This is a genomic window from Kitasatospora sp. NPDC015120 (assembly GCF_043080305.1).
In the GTDB taxonomy this organism is placed as follows: domain Bacteria; phylum Actinomycetota; class Actinomycetes; order Streptomycetales; family Streptomycetaceae; genus Kitasatospora.
In genome coordinates this window covers 88,303-104,754 of the sequence record NZ_JBIBVJ010000018.1, presented here as the reverse complement: position 1 = coordinate 104,754, position 16,452 = coordinate 88,303, and the positions used below count along the sequence as shown (strand labels likewise).

Here is a 16,452-nt window from a genome sequence, read left to right as displayed (position 1 = left end):
CCGTTGCCGTTCAACGCTCTCCTCCCACCGGCAGCCAGACGGCCAGCCGCCATGTCGTCCCGTCGTCCGCCGGCCCGGCCTCGCAGCCGCCGTGCAGCGCCGCCGCGCGCTCGCCGATCCCGCGCAGCCCGCGTCCGCCACCGGGCCGGCTGGGCCGTGCCCGGCCGAGCGGGTTGGTCAGTTCGATCTCCAGCCGCCCGCCGGCCGGGGCGACCCGCAGCCGGGCCGGTCCGGGGCCGGCCGGGCCGGCGTGCCGCAGCACATTGGTCAGGCCCTCCTGGACGATCCGGTACGCCTCGCGGGAGAACGCGGCGGGCAGCCGGTCCAGGCCGGGGGCCAGTGCGGCCTCCACCGCCAGCCCGGTGCGGGCCAGCTGCCGCAGCAGGTCGTCCAGCCCGGCGAGGGTCGGTCCGGCGGGCCCCGCCGCGTCGCCGTCCTCCTCGCGCAGCAGCCCCAGCACCGCGTCCAGTTCGGCGACGGCGCCGCGCGCGGTCTCCTCGATGGCGGCCAGCGCCTGCGCCGCGAACTCCGGGTCGGTGCGCAGCACCCGGGCGGCGGCCGAGGCCTGGATGCCGACGGCGCTCAACGCGTGGCCGACCGAGTCGTGCAGTTCACGGGCCAGCCGGTTGCGCTGGGCGAGCACGGCGGCCCGCCGTTCGGCGGTGGCCAGCCGCTCGTCCGGGGTCGGGCCGAGCAGCACCGGTGCCCACCGCGCCAGCAGCGCGCCGAGACCGGCACTGGTGCCGGCGATCAGGGCCAGCAGCGCCGCGCCCAGCACCGGACCGGGCAGCCCGCCGGGCACGCCGCGCTCCTCCCAGAACCGCACCGCGTCCTCGAAGCCGGTCGGCCGCAGGATCAGCACCACCGCGAACGGCACCCCGGCCAGCGTCATCCCGCTGACGACGCCGCCGAACAGCAGGTGCAGCACGAACCACCCGGCCGTCCGCCGCCGTGCCGCCCAGGACCGCGCCGGGCCGGTGACCACCTCCGCCGCCCGGCGGGGCGCGCACAGGGCCAGGGCCGCCGCACCCTCCAGCGCCCGGACGGTCGGGACCAGGGCGGTGACGGCGGCCATCGGGAGCGAGGCGCCGAGCGCGGCGAAGTGGAGCAGGACCTGCAGCAACGAGCCCTTGCGCGGATCCAGCGCGCCCAGCGCGACCGTCGACAGCATCCAGTACGGCATCAGCAGCGCCCCGCCGAGCACCAGGTGCACCCAGCGCAGCCGGGCCCGCCGCCCCAGCAGCGCACCCGCCGCCCGCCGCAGCGCGCTGCCGCCGCTCCCCTCCGGCTCCCGGCCCGCCCCCGTGATCACTCCGCCGACTCTACGTCAGCGTCCCCGGCCGGCAGGCTCGTCGTCGCGGCCCAGGCGGTGTCCGGGACGGCTCCCGCCGCCGCCCGCTCCGCCAGCGCGACCGCGCCCACGGCCAGCACCAGCAGCCCGGTCACCACCTGCACCGCCTCCACCAGCGGCAGCAGCCCCGGCACCGCCTCGCGCGGGTCGGCGGAGGCCGTGACGGTCGTCCCGAACGTCACCAACTGCCAGGCGCCCCAGGCGAACACCGACCCTCCGGCGGTCCACACCAGCGCGAGCGGCCCGCGCAGCCGCCACCCCGGCCGGCGCCGGAACACCAGCACCAGCAGCGCCACCACCGCGGCCACCGCCATCGCGGCCGTCACCGCGTCCATGACCGCCACGCTCCGGCCGCGCTCCTCCTGCCACGCCACCGGCAGCCCGGCCGTCGCGCCGAAGGCCCAGGACAGCCGGGCCGCCGCGATCCCGGTGGCGAGCAGCGCGGCGACGCAGGCGAAGGCCCGCTGGGTGCTCAGCGTGGGGGAGTGCGGCAGGTCGCCGATCCGGTCGCGGCCCAGCAGCCCGGCCCAGCGCTCCCGCGCGTACCGCAGGAACCCGGTGATCAGCGCCAGTCCCTGGACGGCGAAGCCGCCGTAGACGAGGGTGAACACCCAGCCGCTCGGCCCCTCGGCGTTCTCGCTGCCCGCCGCCTCGGGGCCGAGGACCAGGGTGGAGAGCAGGAGGAGCGGAAGCGCGACCAGCAGGGTGCCGAGCAGCCCGGTCGCGACCCACATCGGGAAGGCCAGCAGCCCGGCGGGCGCCCGCCGCCCCCACGGCCGGACGAACGCCAGCGCCAGGACGACGGCGATGGCGTCCATGCCGACGGTGAGCAGGTTGAGGAGCCACAGGTCGTCCATGGCAGCGGGGTCCCCGGCCCCGACCGGGTGACCGGTGAGCCAGAGCAGTTTGAGGGTGAGGTAGGGAACGGTCGCGGCGACGGCCACCGCGGCCGCCGCCGTCCGCACCCGGCCGACGGGCGCGGGTGCGGACGGAGCGGCGGCCGGGGCCGTGGACAGGAGCGGAAGCGTCGAGGTCATGCCCCCACGCTCCCGCGCCCCCGCCCGCCCGCACGTCCTCCGGCGACCCGATCCGCCTCCCCCGCCGGGGGGAACCGGAGGGGGAGGCGGGGGTCCTCGGGGAGGAGGGGCGGCTGGGGGACGATCGGCTCGCGGCCGATCGCCTTGGCGGCGGCGGTGAGCGCCGTGCAGACGCACCGAGGCGCCCTCCGTGGCCCCGGGCGCGCGGCGGGCGCCCGGGGCCACGGCACGGGGGAGAGGTCTTGTTACTGAACGGTCGCTTCCCTATTATCGCGAGTGTGACAGCTTCACTGTCAGACTTCGTCGACCCCGGAGGGGCAGTGGCGTCCGAACGTGACGGGGCCGGTGGCGGGAACGGCGCGCGCGGCGGACCGCTGGCCGGCGTGCGCGTCGTGGAGCTCGCCGGGATCGGCCCGGGGCCGTTCGCCGCGATGCTGCTGGGCGACCTCGGCGCCGACGTCGTCCGGGTCGACCGGCCCGAACCCCCGCCGCTGGGCATCGACCCGGCCCATGACGTCGCGGGCCGCAACAAGCGCTCGGTGGTCGTCGACCTCAAGGCCCCCGGCGGGCCCGGCCTGGTGCTCGACCTGGCCGCCCGCGCCGATCTGCTGATCGAGGGCTACCGGCCCGGCGTCGCCGAGCGCCTCGGCGTCGGGCCCGGGGCCTGCCTGGCCCGCAACCCCGCGCTGGTGTACGGGCGGATGACCGGCTGGGGGCAGGACGGGCCGCTGGCCGCCCGGGCCGGGCACGACATCGGGTACACGGCGGTCTCGGGTGCCCTCGGCCTCGTCGCCCCCGCCCCCACCCCCGACGCCGCGGGCGCCCCGGGCGCCGCCGAGGGGCCGCCCGCGATCCCCGCCAACCTGCTCGGCGACTACGCCGGAGGCTCGCTCTACCTGGTGGTCGGCCTGCTCGCCGCCCTGCACCACGCCCGCGCCACCGGCGCCGGCCAGGTCGTCGACGCCGCCGTCGTCGACGGCGCCGCCCACCTCACCGCCGTCCTCCAGGGCCTGCTGGCGGGCGGGCGGTGGCAGGACCGGCGCGGCGTGAACCTGCTCGACGGCGGCGCGCCGTTCTACGCCGTCTACCCGGCCGCCGACGGCGGCCACCTCGCGGTGGGCGCCCTGGAGCCGCAGTTCTACGCCGAGTTCGCCCGGCTGCTGGAGCTCGGCCCGGACGCGCCCGGCCAGTGGGACACCGCCCGCTGGCCCGAGCTGCGGGCCGCGATCGCCGCGCGCTTCGCCACCCGCCCGCGCGCCGCCTGGGAGGCCGTCTTCGCGGGCTCCGACGCCTGCGTGGAGCCGGTGCTGACGATGCGTCAGGCCCATCGCCATCCGCACCTGGCGAGCCGGGGGACGTACGTCGAGGCGGACGGCGTCACCCAGCCCGCTCCCGCCCCGCGGTTCTCCCTCACCCCCGGCGCGCTGCGCCGCCCGCCCGCCCGGCCGGGCGCCGACGCCGCCGAGGTGGCCGCCGACTGGGGCGTGCCCGGGCTGGACCCGCCGTCCGCGCCGCCGACCGCCTGAACGCCCCCACCTCGCCAAGGAGCCTGCCGTGCAACGCGACCTCTTCACCGACGAGCACGAGGACTTCCGGGCCACCGTCCGGTCCTTCCTCGCCAAGGAGGTGCTGCCGTACTACGACCGGTGGGAGAAGGCCGGCATCGTCGACCGCGAGGCCTGGCTGGCCGCCGGCCGGCAGGGCCTGCTCGGCCTCGCCGTCCCCGAGGAGTACGGCGGCGGTGGCACCGCCGACTTCCGCTACGCCGCCGTGCTGGCCGAGGAGTTCGCCCGGGCCGGCGCCTCCGGCCTGGCGCTCGGCCTGCATAACGACATCATCGGCCCCTACCTCACCTCGCTCGCCACCGAGGAGCAGAAGCGCCGCTGGCTGCCCGGGTTCTGCACCGGCGAGCTGATCACCGCCATCGCGATGACCGAGCCCGGCACCGGCTCCGACCTCCAGGGCATCCGCACCCGGGCGGTCGACCGGGGGGACCACTTCCTGCTCAACGGCGCCAAGACGTTCATCTCCAACGGCATCCTCGCCGACCTGGTCGTCGTGGTCGCCCGCACCACCCCCGAGGGCGGCGCGCACGGCCTCGGCCTGCTGGTCGTCGAGCGCGGCACGCCCGGCTTCGAGCGCGGCCGCAACCTCGACAAGATCGGCCAGAAGGCCCAGGACACCGCCGAGTTGTTCTTCCACGACGTCCGCGTCCCGAAGGAGAACCTGCTCGGCGAGCTCGACCAGGGCTTCCTGTACCTGATGCGCAACCTCGCCCAGGAGCGGCTCACCATCGCCGCCTCCGCGATCGCCGGGGCCGAGCACCTGGTCGAGCTCACCACCGCCCACGTCAAGCAGCGCGAGGCGTTCGGCCGGCCGCTGGCCAAGCTCCAGCACGTCCGCTTCGAGATCGCCGAACTGGCCACCGAGTGCGCGGTCACCCGCACCTTCGTCGACCGCTGCATCACCGAGCACAATCGCTACGCGCTCACCCCGGCGGACGCCTCGATGGCCAAGTGGTGGGCCACCGAGCTGCAGAAGCGCACCGCCGACCGCTGTCTCCAACTCCACGGCGGCTACGGCTACATGGCTGAGTACCCGGTCGCCCGGGCGTTCACCGACGGTCGCATCCAGACCATCTACGGCGGCACCACCGAGATCATGAAGGAGATCGTGGGCCGCTCCCTCCTCGACTGATCCCCGCCACCCGGCCCCGCCGTCACCCCCCGCCCCGAAAGGCTCCCCACCGTGACCACCGAAGCGTACGTCTACGACGCGATCCGAACCCCGCGCGGCCGGGGCAAGGCCACCGGCTCCCTGCACGGCACCAAGCCGATCGACCTGGTCGTCGGCCTGATCCACGAGATCCGCCGCCGCTTCCCGGACCTCGACCCGGCGGCGATTGACGACATCGTGCTCGGCGTGGTCAGCCCGGTCGGCGACCAGGGCTCCGACATCGCCCGGATCGCCGCCATCGCCGCCGGACTGCCGGACACCGTTGCCGGCGTCCAGGAGAACCGCTTCTGCGCCTCCGGCCTGGAGGCCGTCAACCTGGCCGCCGCCAAGGTCCGTTCCGGCTGGGAGGACCTCGTCCTGGCCGGCGGCGTCGAGTCGATGTCCCGGGTGAAGATGGCCTCGGACGGCGGTGCCTGGTTCGCCGACCCGATGACGGCCTACGAGACCGACTTCGTGCCGCAGGGCATCGGCGCCGACCTCATCGCCACCATCGAGGGCTTCTCGCGCACCGACGTCGACGCGTTCGCCGCCGAGTCCCAGGCCCGTGCCGCCAAGGCCCAGGCCGACGGCCTGTTCGACCGCTCGGTGGTCCCGGTCCGCGACCGCAGCGGCCTGGTCGTGCTGGAGCGCGACGAGTTCATCCGCCCCGGCACCACCGTGGAGACGCTCGCCGGCCTCAAGCCCTCCTTCGCCGCGATCGGCGAGGCCGGCGGCTTCGACGCCGTCGCCCTGCAGAAGTACCACTGGGTGGAGGCGATCGACCACGTCCACCACGCCGGCAACTCCTCCGGCATCGTCGACGGCGCCGCGCTGGTCGCCATCGGCAACCGCGAGACCGGCGAGCGCTACGGGCTGCGGCCGCGCGCCCGGATCGTCTCCGCCGCCGTCTCCGGCTCCGAGCCGACCATCATGCTCACCGGCCCCGCGCCCGCCACCCGCAAGGCACTCGCGAAGGCCGGGCTGAGCGCCGCCGACATCGACCTGGTCGAGATCAACGAGGCCTTCGCCGCCGTCGCGCTGCGCTTCATCCGCGAGATGGGCTTCTCCCCGGAGCAGGTGAACGTCAACGGCGGCGCGATCGCCCTCGGCCACCCGCTCGGCGCCACCGGCGCGATGCTGATCGGCACCCTCGTCGACGAACTGGAGCGGCGCGAGCTGCGCTACGGCCTGGCCACCCTGTGCGTGGGCGGCGGCATGGGCATCGCCACCGTCGTCGAGCGCGTCTGACCCCGTCCTCCTCCCCACCTCCTCCGGAGAGCCGAACCCATGAGCGACACCACCACCATCCGCTGGGAGCAGGACCAGGACGGCGTGGTCACCCTCGTCCTCGACGACCCCGCCCAGTCCGTCAACACCATGAACGAGGCGTTCACCGCCGACTTCGAGGCCGTCGTCGCCCGCCTGGCCGGCCTCGCCGCCGCCGGCGGACTGCGCGGCGTGGTCGTCACCTCCGCCAAGAAGACCTTCTTCGCCGGCGGTGACCTGCGGATGCTCTCCGCGGCCCGCCCCGAGGACGCGGCCGCCGTCTTCGAGAAGTCGATGCGGATCAAGCGCGCCCTGCGCACCCTGGAGACCATCGGCAGGCCGGTGGTCGCCGCGGTCAACGGCAGCGCGCTCGGCGGCGGCCTGGAGCTGGCCCTCGCCTGCCACCACCGGATCGCCCTGAACACCCCCGCGAGCCGGATCGGCCTGCCCGAGGTCACCCTCGGTCTGCTGCCCGGCGGCGGCGGAATCGTCCGCACCGTCCGGCTGTTCGGCATCACCGACGCCCTGCTGAAGTTCCTGCTGCAGGGCCGCCAGTACCGCCCGGCGCAGGCCCTCGAACACGGACTGGTCCACGAACTCGTCGACACCCCCGAGGAGTTGTCGGCCCGGGCGCGGGCCTGGATCGAGGCCAACCCGGCCCCCGTCCAGCCCTGGGACGTCAAGGGCCACAAGATCCCCGGCGGCACCCCCAGCACCCCGGCCCTCGCCGCCAACCTGCCCGCCTTCCCCGCCAACCTGCGCAAGCAGCTGGGCGGCGCCCCCTACCCGGCGCCGCGCAACGTGCTCGCCGCCGCCGTCGAGAGCGCCCAGGTGGACATCGACACCGCGATGGTGATCGAGGCGCGCTACTTCACCGAGCTGGCCTGCGGGCAGACCAGCAAGAACATGATCCAGGCGCTCTTCTTCGACCTCCAGGCCGTCAACTCCGGGGCCGGCAGGCCCGCTTCGGTGGAGCGGCGGACGGCCCGCAAGGTCGCGGTGCTCGGCGCCGGGATGATGGGTGCCGGCATCGCCCACGCCTGCGCCGAGGCCGGCATCGAGGTGCTGCTCAAGGACGTCACCGTCGAGGCCGCCGAGCGCGGAAAGGCCTACTCCGAGGGCCTGTTGGCGAAGGCGGTGGCGCGCGGGCGGCGCACCGCGGCGCAGCGCGACGCCCTGCTCGCCCGGATCACCCCCACCGCCGAGGCCGCCGACCTGGCCGGCTGCGACGTGGTCATCGAGGCGGTCTTCGAGGACCCGGAGCTGAAGCACAAGGTGTTCCAGGAGATCGAGGGCGTCGTCGCGCCCGACGCCCTGCTCTGCTCCAACACCTCCACCCTGCCGATCGGCCTGCTCGCCGAGGGCGTGGAGCGCACCGCCGACTTCATCGGCCTGCACTTCTTCTCGCCGGTCGACCGGATGCGGCTGGTGGAGATCATCCGCGGCCCGGGGACCGGGGACGAGGCGCTGGCCCGGGCCTTCGACCTGGTCCGGCAGATCAACAGGACGCCGATCGTCGTCAACGACTCGCGCGGCTTCTTCACCTCGCGGGTGATCGGCCAGTTCATCAACGAAGGCGTCGCCATGATCGGCGAGGGCGTCGAGCCGGCCAGCGTCGAGCAGGCCGCCGCCCAGGCCGGCTACCCGGCCAAGGTGCTCGCGCTGCTCGACGAGCTGACCCTCACCCTGCCGCGCAGGATCCGTGACGAGTACCGGCGCGCCGTCGAGGCGGCCGGCGGCGAGTGGACCGCCCACCCGGCGGACGCGGTGGTGGACCGGATGGTCGACGAGTTCGGCCGCCCCGGCCGCAGCGGCGGCGCCGGCTTCTACGAGTACGACGAGAACGGGGCGCGCGGCCGCCTCTGGCCGGGTCTGCGCGAGCACTTCACCCGCGCGGACGCCGCCGTCCCGTTCGAGGACCTCAAGGAGCGCATGCTGTTCAGCGAGGCGCTGGACTCGGTGCGCTGCCTGGAGGAGGGCGTGCTCACCTCGGTGGCGGACGCCAACGTCGGCTCCATCCTCGGCATCGGCTTCCCGGCCTGGACCGGGGGCGTCCTCCAGTACATCAACGGCTACCCGGGCGGCCCGGCCGGCTTCGCGGCCCGCGCCCGCGAGCTCGCCGCCGCGTACGGGGAGCGGTTCGCGCCGCCCGCCCTGCTGGAGCGGATCGCCGCCGAGGGCCGCACCTTCACCGACTGATCACCGCTCGGGCGGGGCGGCCCGCTCCTCCTGCGCCGCCGCCCCGCCCGACCCCTCGTTCAGCTCCTCCCGCAGCGAGCGCTGGAACGCGGTGACCAGCGCCTGCGCCACCATCGGCTGGATGTGGTCGGTGAGCGCCTTCATCCGCTGCACGTCGTCCGGCGTCGGCTCGCTCTCCCGGTACGGCTTCCACACCGTCTCCCGGAACAGCCGCTGCAACTCCCGCGCCGTCGCCCGGCTGTGCTCCACCACCACCGCCCGCGCCGCCACCAGCGTCTCCAGCGGGATCGGCACGTCCAGGATCCGCACCCCCAGCGGCAGCAGCCCCGGGTCCAGCCGGAACACCTCGGGATCCGCCGTCCGCTCCAGCGCCCCCATCGCGGCCAGCCGGTCCACCTGCTCCTCCGACAGCCGCCGCCCGGCCCGCCGCTCCACCTCCGCCCGGCCCGCCTCCTGCGGCGCCTCCGGCGTCCACGACGCCACCAGCGCCCGGTGGATCGCGAGGTCCAGCGGCGTGGTCCCCTGCGGCAGCCGCGCCAGGTACCGCTCGATCGCGGCCAGCGTCAGCCCCTGTCGCTGCAACTCCTCGATCAGCCCCAGCCGGTCCAGGTGCTCCGCCCCGTACCACCCCACCCGCCGCGCCCCCAGCACCGGCGGCGGCAGCAGGCCCTTCGTCCCGTAGAACCGCACCGTCCGGACCGTCACCCCCGCCCGCGCCGCCAACTCGTCCACCGTCAGCCGCACCTCCACCCCCGCCTCCCGACGTGTAGCACCACCACTGTGACACCACTAGTGTGACACCGCTGTCCCACCGGGTCCACGGCTTCCGGACGTGGAAGGGCCCGCGCTCCGGTGGGGAGCGCGGGCCCGTGTGCGCGCTTGTGGCCTCGGGCGGCCCGAGGGGCCTCAGGCGGCGAGGTCGGGGTGGTGGCGGCGGGTGACTTCGGGGTGGGCGCGGGTGTAGCCCTTCCACTCGTTGAAGCCGAAGTCGGCGTAGAGGGGGTTGGCGGGATCCTGGGTGGCGCCGGGGGCGTGGTGGGCGAGCGGGAAGTCCAGCGGCTCGATGTGGGCGTCGAGGCGGGGGTTGTAGAAGAACGGGACGGAGAAGCGCTCGCGGGCGCCGGGCGGGCTGACCACGCGGTGGCTGGTGGCCTTGAGGTAGCCGTCGGTGGCGACCTCCAGGAGTTCGCCGAGGTTGACGACGAAGGCGCCCTCCAGCGGCGGGACGTCCAGGAAGGAGCCGTCCGGGCGCTGCACCTGGAGGCCGCCGACGGTGTCCTGGAGGAGCAGGGTGATGAAGCCGTAGTCCTTGTGCGCGCCGACGCCCTGACCGGCGCCGTCGGGGGCGGTGCCCGGGTAGCGGACCAGCTTGAGCCGCAGGTGGGGCCGGCCCGCGAAGGCGGGGTCGTAGAAATCGGGGCGGGCGCCGATCGAGGCGAGGAGTTCGTGCAGCAGCGTGCGGGCCACCGCGCCGAGCCGGTCGATCCAGGCGAGGGCGGCCTCGCGCAGCTCGGGGAGGGCGGCGGGCCACTGGTTGGGGCCCTCCAGCCACCAGTACGGCGGCTCGCCGGGGGCGGGCACGTGCGGGGGCCGCTCGGCGCCGATGTCGAGCTGGTCGCGCCAGTCCCGGCTGCCGCCGGTGCGCTCGTCTCCGGTGCGGGTGTAGCCGCGGTAGTGCGGGGAGTGCAGGTTGGCGACGGCGAGGCGGTCGGCCTCGGGGAGGGCGAAGAAGGCGCGCATGGCCTCGGTCAGGGCGGTCGTCTCGGCCGGGGTGACCCCGTGGCCGACGAGCTGGAAGAAGCCGACGCCGGTGGCCGCGGTCCGCAGTTCGTCGTGCAGGCGGGTGCGGTCCGCCGGGCTGCCGCCGGCGAGCGAGAGGTCGATCACCGGAAGGGCGTCGGAGGGGGCGTCGGCGGGGGCATCGGCGGGGCTGGTGGGGTACTGCTGCGTCATGGGTGACATCCGCTGGGTCTCGTCCCGGCCGGCTCCGGTGGTGACCGGGAACGCCGGGGACGCGCCTGGAGCGGCGGGTGTGCCCGGGGCCGGGAGGGGGGACGCGGCCGCTGCGGGCCGCGCTGAGGGTGAGGGGTACGAGGGTCAGCCGGAGCGTCGACAGGACATGCTGGTCACGCGGAGCAGGTCCACGTGGCGGCGGCGAACGAGAAGGAGCACCCCACCAGCCTAGATCACCCGTTCGGCTGCGGGTGGGCGAACGTGGTCGGCAGTGTCGCCGCGTACGCCTCGATCGCGTCCCGCTGGTACGCGGCCAGCCCCGGGGCGATCGACTCGTACGCCGCCCGCCACGGCTCGTTCTCCACGCAGGCGCGCCCCATCGCCCGGAACTCCGCGGCGGACACCGGCTGCACGGCGGTGAGCGCGCGGTACTGCGCGGCGATCGCGGCCCGCACCTGCGGGGCGTCGGCCGGCAGCCCGGCGGCCATCAGCTCGGCGAGCCCGATCATCAGCGCGGTGCGCTCGCGCTGCCCCGCCTCGATCTCCTGCGGCGTCATCGCCGCCAGGGCCCGCCCGCCGGCCTCGGCCAGCTCCGGGAACGCGCGCAGGTCCTCCTCGTAGTCGGCGGGCCGGACCCCTTCGAACAGGTTCTCCGGCCGGTTGATCGCGGTCATCGGCGTACCGTCCTTCCTGGATCGCTCCAGATCGGTGATCGTGCGGGCGACCGTCGCGGCCAGCTCGTCGAGGCGGTCGCGCTCGGCGAGCAGCCGCCGGTGGTGGCCGCGCAGCGCCTCCAGCTCGTCCACCTGGGCGGCCAGCACGCGGCCGATCTCGGACAGCCCCAGGCCGAGCGCCCGCAGCACGAGGATCTGCTGGAGCCGCAGCAGCTCCGGCTCCCCGTAGTAGCGGTGTCCGTTGGCGCCGGTCCGGGCGGGCGGCAGCAGCGCGATCTCGTCGTAGTGCCGCAGCGTCCGGGCCGTCACCCCGGACATCCGGGCGACCTCCTCGATCGGCCAGGCAGCCATCCGCTCCCCCTCACGTGTCCCACCGGGGCCGGTCCCTCCGGCCCCGGTGACGACGGTAGGGGCTGCCGCTGCGGCAACCTCAAGCCCGTGGGGCGCCGGGCCTTGACCTCAAGCGGACGTGAACTTCCATCATGGCCGCATGAACCCCACCACGAACGCCCTCATGAACGCCGGGTCCGTCGAGGCCGAGATCGCCGCCGTCCGGCAGGTGGTCGCCACCGTCCAGCACGCACAGGTCAACGAGCTCACCGAGGAGTTCATCGGCCTGTTCCGCGAGGACGCGATCTGGACCACCGCGCACGGTCTGCTGCTGCGCGGGCGGGAGGAGATCGCGCGGTTCACCCGCGAGGTGCTGCCCGGGACCTTCGCCGGCACCGGCAGCACGGCCACCTACGAGGTGGTGCACGTGCTCTTCCTCCGCCCCGACGTCGCCGCCGTCAAGGTGCGCCAGCGCTACCTCGACGGCGACGGCAGGCAGATCGGGGAGGAGGGCAGCCCGCTGTACGTCATGGCGAAGGAGAACGGCCGGTGGCTGCTCACCGCCAGTCAGAACACCGTTGTGCAGGGAACCTGATTCCTCTTCAACGCCCCCGCAGGTAGGTCGCGGCGGTCTCCCGGAGGCGGTCGTGCAGGCCGTCGTAGGCCCGGGTGCGGCCCAGGACGGACTTCGGCAGCTTGGCGACCATCGTGTAGTTGGTGTCGCACACGTTGGCCGCGGGGGCCAGGCCGGCCTGGCTGACCAGTTGGTAGGCGTCCAGGAGGTCCAGGCCCAGCAGTTCGCCGCTCCAGTGGACGAGGTCGTGCTGGCTGATCCGGAAGGCGTCCTCCAGCGGGCGGGCCGAGCCGGTGGAGATCAGGTGGTGGTCGCTCTCCAGCCGGGGCCAGGCCGGTCCGCCGCCCTTGATCAGGTCGACCACCACCGTGGTGCGCATCGCGGTCTCCACCGCCGTCCCGCAGACCTCGCCCTCGCCCTGGCGGGCGTGGCCGTCGCCGATGGCGAGCAGCCCGCCGGGCACGTTGACGCCGAAGTAGGCGGTGGTGCCGGCCCGCATCTCGGGGGTGTCGAGGTTGCCGCCGTGGGCGCCGGGGGTGATCGACATCAGGGTCTCGCCGCCGGCCGGGGCGACGCCGACCGTGCCGTGCATCGGGTCCAGCCGGAGTTCGGTGGTGAAGTCGCTGTTGCGGGCGCGGAACCGGCAGACGCCGGCCGCGACGTCCAGCTCGTACACCCAGACCCGCTCCTCCAGCGGGGCGTGCAGCATCGCCGTGCTGTGGGTGGTGGTGAGCGCGCCGAAGTGCGGGAAGGTGCTGGAGATGCCCCAGTCGCGGGCCGGGGTGATCTCCACGAAGTGCACGGCCAGGGTGTCGCCGGGTTCGGCGCCGGCCACCGCGATGGGGCCGGTGACCGGGTTGAGGTAGGGGAACTCGCAGACCGCGCTCGGCAGGTCGGCGAAGCCGCGGACCCGGCCGCCGAAGCAGTCCTCGGTGGTCAGCTCGACGATCGTGCCGGGCTGGACGGTCACCAGGGGTTCGCGTCCGCCGAAGGTGTAGGCGTAGTCGGCGGGCTCGGGCGAGAGGGAGACGACGTCGGGCAGGCTCACGGGTTCTCCTTGCCGGGGGCGGAAGCGGGGGCGGAAGCGGCGTCGGGCGTGGTGCCGGGCGCGGTGTCGGGCGCGGCGTCGGCGGCCACCGCCGCCAGGTTCGGGCGGCGGCCGGAGAGCAGCAGCCCGGTCAGGACGAGTCCGCCGATCGCCAGCCAGACGAAGCCGAGCCGCTGGGCGGCGATGTCCGCGTTCACGACCACGTACGCGAGGATCGCGAACCCGGTCACCGGGGCGATGAGGTGGCGCCACCAGTCGCGGCTGCGGCGGCGGAACACGTAGTGCACCACGACGGACACGTGCAGGACGAGGAAGGTGGTCAGCGCGCCGAAGTTGACCAGGGTGGACAGCAGGGTGATGCCGTCCTCGCGCGAGGCGGTGTAGAGGCCGAGGACCAGCGAGACGCCCGCCGTCAGCAGGGTCGCGTTCACCGGGACGCGGTGGCGCGGGTGGACCTTGGCGAGGAACGCGGGCAGCTGGCGGTCGCGGGCCATCGCGAACAGCAGCCGCGAGGTGGCCGCCTGGGCGACCAGGGAGTTGGCGAAGCCCCAGGCCACGGCGGTCGCGGCGGCGGTGACGGTGGCGAGCCAGCCGCCGGCGGCGACCCGGGCCGCGTCGTAGAAGGCGGTGCCGTCGGGGTCGCCGTCGGCGATCAGCGCGTCCGGGTCCGGGACGAGCAGCGAGGCGATCCAGGTCTGCGCGATGAACAGCGAGCCGGCCAGCAGCAGCGCGGCGATCATCGACCGGCCGATGGCCTTGGCGGAGTCCCGGTTCTCCTCCGAGAGGGTGGAGATGCCGTCGAAGCCGAGGAAGCTCAGCACCGCCACCGACACCGCGCCGAAGACCAGGCTCCAGGAGAACGTCTGGGAGTTGTAGACCGGGGTGAAGTCGAAGCCGCGGCCCTTGCCGGAGGCCAGCGCGGCCACGCCGAAGGCGATGAACACCACCAGCACCACGAGCTCGCCGATCAGCATCGCCTTGTTGACCTTGGAGGTCATCTCGACGCCGAGGTAGTTGACGGCGGTGTTCAGCAGCACGAAGCCGACCAGCCAGAGCCACACCGGCACCGCCGGGACCAGCGAGTTCATCGCCACGCCGGCGATCAGGTAGAGCAGGCCGGGAACGAGCACGTAGTCCAGCAGGATCATCCAGCCGGACAGGAAGCCGACCGGTGCCGCGATGCCGCGGCCGGCGTAGGTGTAGACCGAACCGGCCATCGGGAAGGCCCGGGACATCTGTGCGTAGGACAGGGCGGTGAACATCATCGCCACCATCCCGAGCACGTAGGCCAGGGCGACCATGCCGCCCGAACCCTGGAAGACGCTGCCGAAGATGCCGAAGGGGGCGATCGGCACCATGAAGACCAGGCCGTAGACCAGCAGGTCGGTGAAGCGCAGGGAGCGGCGCAGTTCCTGCTTGTAGCCGTAGCTCTCGATGCCGGCGGGGGAGGGGGGTGCTTCGGGCATGTGGGGGCTCTCTTCCGTGACGACCCGTGGCGGGGCGACCCGAGGTGGTGGGGAGACACTAGAGCCCGCTATTTCCAAATGGAAGGGTTTTGTGGATCCCGTCCGCATGCCGAACACCGGACCGCGGTGCCGGGGCGCCCCCGGCCGGGCCCCCGGGCCTACGACAGGACGGTGAACCCGAGCCCCTCCGCCCGCGCCAGGTGCACCCCGTCCCGGGCCGGCCCCAGCGGTGCCCGCGCCCAGGCCCGCCGCACCGCCGCGCCGTCCCCGCGCAGCAGCCGCGCCGCCGCCCGCCCCAGCCCGTCGTCCGCGACCAGGTCCCCGCTCGCCGCCAGCGCCGCCAGCAGGTGCAGCCCGTCGTACAACCCGACCGCGTAGGCGTCCAGCACCGGGGCGTACGGCCCGAACACCGCCCGGTGCTGCTCCGCCAGCCGCACCCGCCGCTCCTCCGTGAGGGACGCGAACGACGGCATCGAGGCGTACAGCGTGCCGGTGCCGTCCCCGCCGTACGCGAGCAGGCCGTTCTCCTCCAGTGCCCCGGACAGCCGCACCAGCCGCCGGTCCAGCCCGCTGCGGCGCAGCGCCCGCTTGAACCGCACCAGGTCGGCGCCGATCAGGCTCAGCAGCAGCGCGTCCGCCCGCTCGGCGCGCAGCGCGTCCAGCAGCGGCTCCAGCGCCCGCTCCGCGGTGCCGAACGGCAGGTGCCGCTCCAGCACCACCCGCGCCCCGGCCCGGGCCACCGCCGCCCCGGCCGTCCGGTGCATCGCGTGCGGCCAGATGTAGTCGTTGCCGACCAGCGCCCAGCGGCGCAGCCGGTGCCGTTCGGTGAGCCGCTCCACCGCGCCCGCCAGCTGCCGCGCCGGGTCCGCCCCGGTGCAGAACACGCCCGGCAGCCGGTTCCCGCCCTCGTGCGGCGGCGTGTACACGTACGCGGTCCGCCCGGTGGTCACCGTCTCCACGGCCCGGTGCACATCGCTGGAGTGGCAGCCCGCCACCGCGTCCACCGCCCCGGCGTCCAGCAGCAGCGCCACCTCCCGGGCCACCGCCGCCGGCGTGCCGCCGCCGTCCACCAGCACCAGTTCCAGCGGCAGTCCGCGCACCCCGCCGCCCGCGTTCACCTCGTGCGCGGCCAGCAGCGCTCCGTCCAGTGCCGACGGCCCGGTCAGGCCGAGCGGCCCGGACTGCGGCACGACCAGGCCCACCCGCAGCGCCGGCGCCTCCCGGGGGAAGTACCGCGCGTCGAGCGGCTCCAGCAGCTTCACATCGGCGCTCATCGCTTGCGAGTATCGTCATGGCCAGCCGATCCGGCCAAACGAGGGCGTGGCGCCCGGAGCCGGCGACCAGGACCGGCGACCAGGACCAGCGACGGGGAGAAGAGACACGGCCATGACACCACCAGCCATCACCCCCGACGCCGTCGCCACCGACCAGCCCCTGCTGATCGAGCTGCTCACGATCGCCCAGCGCCGCCTCGCCCGCGACCTCGCCGGCCGTCTGGAGGCCGAGGGCTGCACCCTCGACCAGTGGCGCGTGATGCGCGCCCTCACCGAGGGCACCGGCCGCTCGATGGGCGAACTCGCCCAGGCCCTGGTCATCCCGCAGGCCAGCCTCAGCCGGATCGTCGACGCCCTCACCGAGGCCGGCTGGGTCTACCGCCGCCAGGACGAGCAGGACCGCCGCCGCATCACCGCGCACCTCTCCCGGCTCGGCCACGCCCGCCTCGCCCGCCTCGACGCCCTCGCCGCCGCCCACGACGCCGCCGTCCGCACCGCCTGCGGCAGCCACGACCCGGGCCCGCTGCTGCGCCACCTCACCGGGGCGTCCGTCGCGTAGGGCGCG

Annotated in this window: 14 protein-coding genes; 6 read left to right on the top strand and 8 right to left on the bottom strand. The window is 74.9% G+C overall.

Going from position 1 to position 16,452, the window contains the following annotated elements:
* Window positions 1–10: 10 nt before the first annotated feature.
* Window positions 11–1,312, bottom strand: a complete 1,302-nt coding sequence (locus ACF1AK_RS29355) for a sensor histidine kinase (protein WP_391501855.1) — start codon at window positions 1,310–1,312, stop codon at window positions 11–13.
* Window positions 1,309–2,388: a hypothetical protein gene (locus ACF1AK_RS29350; RefSeq protein WP_391501854.1), complete on the bottom strand. Its 1,080-nt coding sequence runs from the start codon at window positions 2,386–2,388 to the stop codon at window positions 1,309–1,311. Before ACF1AK_RS29350 ends, ACF1AK_RS29355 begins: the two co-directional genes overlap by 4 nt.
* A 320-nt stretch (window positions 2,389–2,708) precedes the next feature.
* On the opposite strand from ACF1AK_RS29350, the gene ACF1AK_RS29345 reads away from it, so the two are divergent.
* From ACF1AK_RS29345 to ACF1AK_RS29330, 4 genes are read left to right on the top strand one after another with little or no spacing between them, the layout of a single operon-like run.
* A complete protein-coding gene (locus tag ACF1AK_RS29345; protein ID WP_391501853.1) occupies window positions 2,709–3,914 on the top strand; it encodes a CaiB/BaiF CoA transferase family protein in 1,206 nt (401 codons plus the stop codon).
* Between the two features lie 28 nt (window positions 3,915–3,942).
* Complete coding sequence (locus tag ACF1AK_RS29340) at window positions 3,943–5,085, top strand: acyl-CoA dehydrogenase family protein (RefSeq protein WP_391501852.1); 1,143 nt, start codon at window positions 3,943–3,945, stop codon at window positions 5,083–5,085.
* Between the two features lie 51 nt (window positions 5,086–5,136).
* Window positions 5,137–6,351: an acetyl-CoA C-acetyltransferase gene (locus tag ACF1AK_RS29335; RefSeq protein WP_391501851.1), complete on the top strand. Its 1,215-nt coding sequence runs from the start codon at window positions 5,137–5,139 to the stop codon at window positions 6,349–6,351.
* Between the two features lie 39 nt (window positions 6,352–6,390).
* Complete coding sequence (locus ACF1AK_RS29330; RefSeq protein ID WP_391501850.1) at window positions 6,391–8,568, top strand: 3-hydroxyacyl-CoA dehydrogenase NAD-binding domain-containing protein; 2,178 nt, start codon at window positions 6,391–6,393, stop codon at window positions 8,566–8,568.
* On the opposite strand, the gene ACF1AK_RS29325 is transcribed toward ACF1AK_RS29330, so the two are convergent.
* From ACF1AK_RS29325 to ACF1AK_RS29315, 3 genes are all read right to left on the bottom strand, one after another.
* Window positions 8,569–9,318, bottom strand: a complete 750-nt coding sequence (locus tag ACF1AK_RS29325; protein WP_391501849.1) for a MerR family transcriptional regulator — start codon at window positions 9,316–9,318, stop codon at window positions 8,569–8,571. It abuts the gene before it with no gap.
* Window positions 9,319–9,474: 156 nt separating this feature from the next.
* The gene (locus ACF1AK_RS29320; RefSeq protein ID WP_391501848.1) at window positions 9,475–10,521 is read right to left on the bottom strand and encodes an isopenicillin N synthase family dioxygenase; all 1,047 of its coding nucleotides are present in this window, start codon (window positions 10,519–10,521) and stop codon (window positions 9,475–9,477) included.
* Window positions 10,522–10,754: 233 nt separating this feature from the next.
* Window positions 10,755–11,546, bottom strand: coding sequence for a MerR family transcriptional regulator (locus tag ACF1AK_RS29315; protein WP_391501847.1), 792 nt, complete (start codon window positions 11,544–11,546; stop codon window positions 10,755–10,757).
* Window positions 11,547–11,685: 139 nt separating this feature from the next.
* Here ACF1AK_RS29315 and ACF1AK_RS29310 point away from each other — a divergent pair, with 139 nt between their 5' ends.
* Window positions 11,686–12,120, top strand: a complete 435-nt coding sequence (locus ACF1AK_RS29310; protein ID WP_391501846.1) for an SgcJ/EcaC family oxidoreductase — start codon at window positions 11,686–11,688, stop codon at window positions 12,118–12,120.
* Between the two features lie 7 nt (window positions 12,121–12,127).
* Here the strand turns inward: ACF1AK_RS29310 and ACF1AK_RS29305 are convergent, their stop codons facing one another.
* From ACF1AK_RS29305 to ACF1AK_RS29295, 3 genes are all read right to left on the bottom strand, one after another.
* Window positions 12,128–13,147: an acetamidase/formamidase family protein gene (locus ACF1AK_RS29305; RefSeq protein WP_391501845.1), complete on the bottom strand. Its 1,020-nt coding sequence runs from the start codon at window positions 13,145–13,147 to the stop codon at window positions 12,128–12,130.
* Entirely contained in the window at window positions 13,144–14,613 is a 1,470-nt protein-coding gene (locus ACF1AK_RS29300) for an APC family permease (RefSeq protein ID WP_391501844.1), read from the bottom strand. The genes ACF1AK_RS29305 and ACF1AK_RS29300 overlap by 4 nt, the downstream gene beginning before the upstream one ends.
* A gap of 158 nt (window positions 14,614–14,771) precedes the next feature.
* Complete coding sequence (locus ACF1AK_RS29295; protein ID WP_391501843.1) at window positions 14,772–15,887, bottom strand: ABC transporter substrate-binding protein; 1,116 nt, start codon at window positions 15,885–15,887, stop codon at window positions 14,772–14,774.
* A 112-nt stretch (window positions 15,888–15,999) separates the two neighbouring features.
* Between ACF1AK_RS29295 and ACF1AK_RS29290 the strand changes: the two genes are divergently transcribed.
* Window positions 16,000–16,446 carry a MarR family winged helix-turn-helix transcriptional regulator gene (locus tag ACF1AK_RS29290; RefSeq protein ID WP_391501842.1) on the top strand — a complete coding sequence of 149 codons (447 nt, stop codon included), beginning with the start codon at window positions 16,000–16,002 and terminating at the stop codon, window positions 16,444–16,446.
* The last annotated feature ends 6 nt before the right edge of the window (window positions 16,447–16,452 follow it).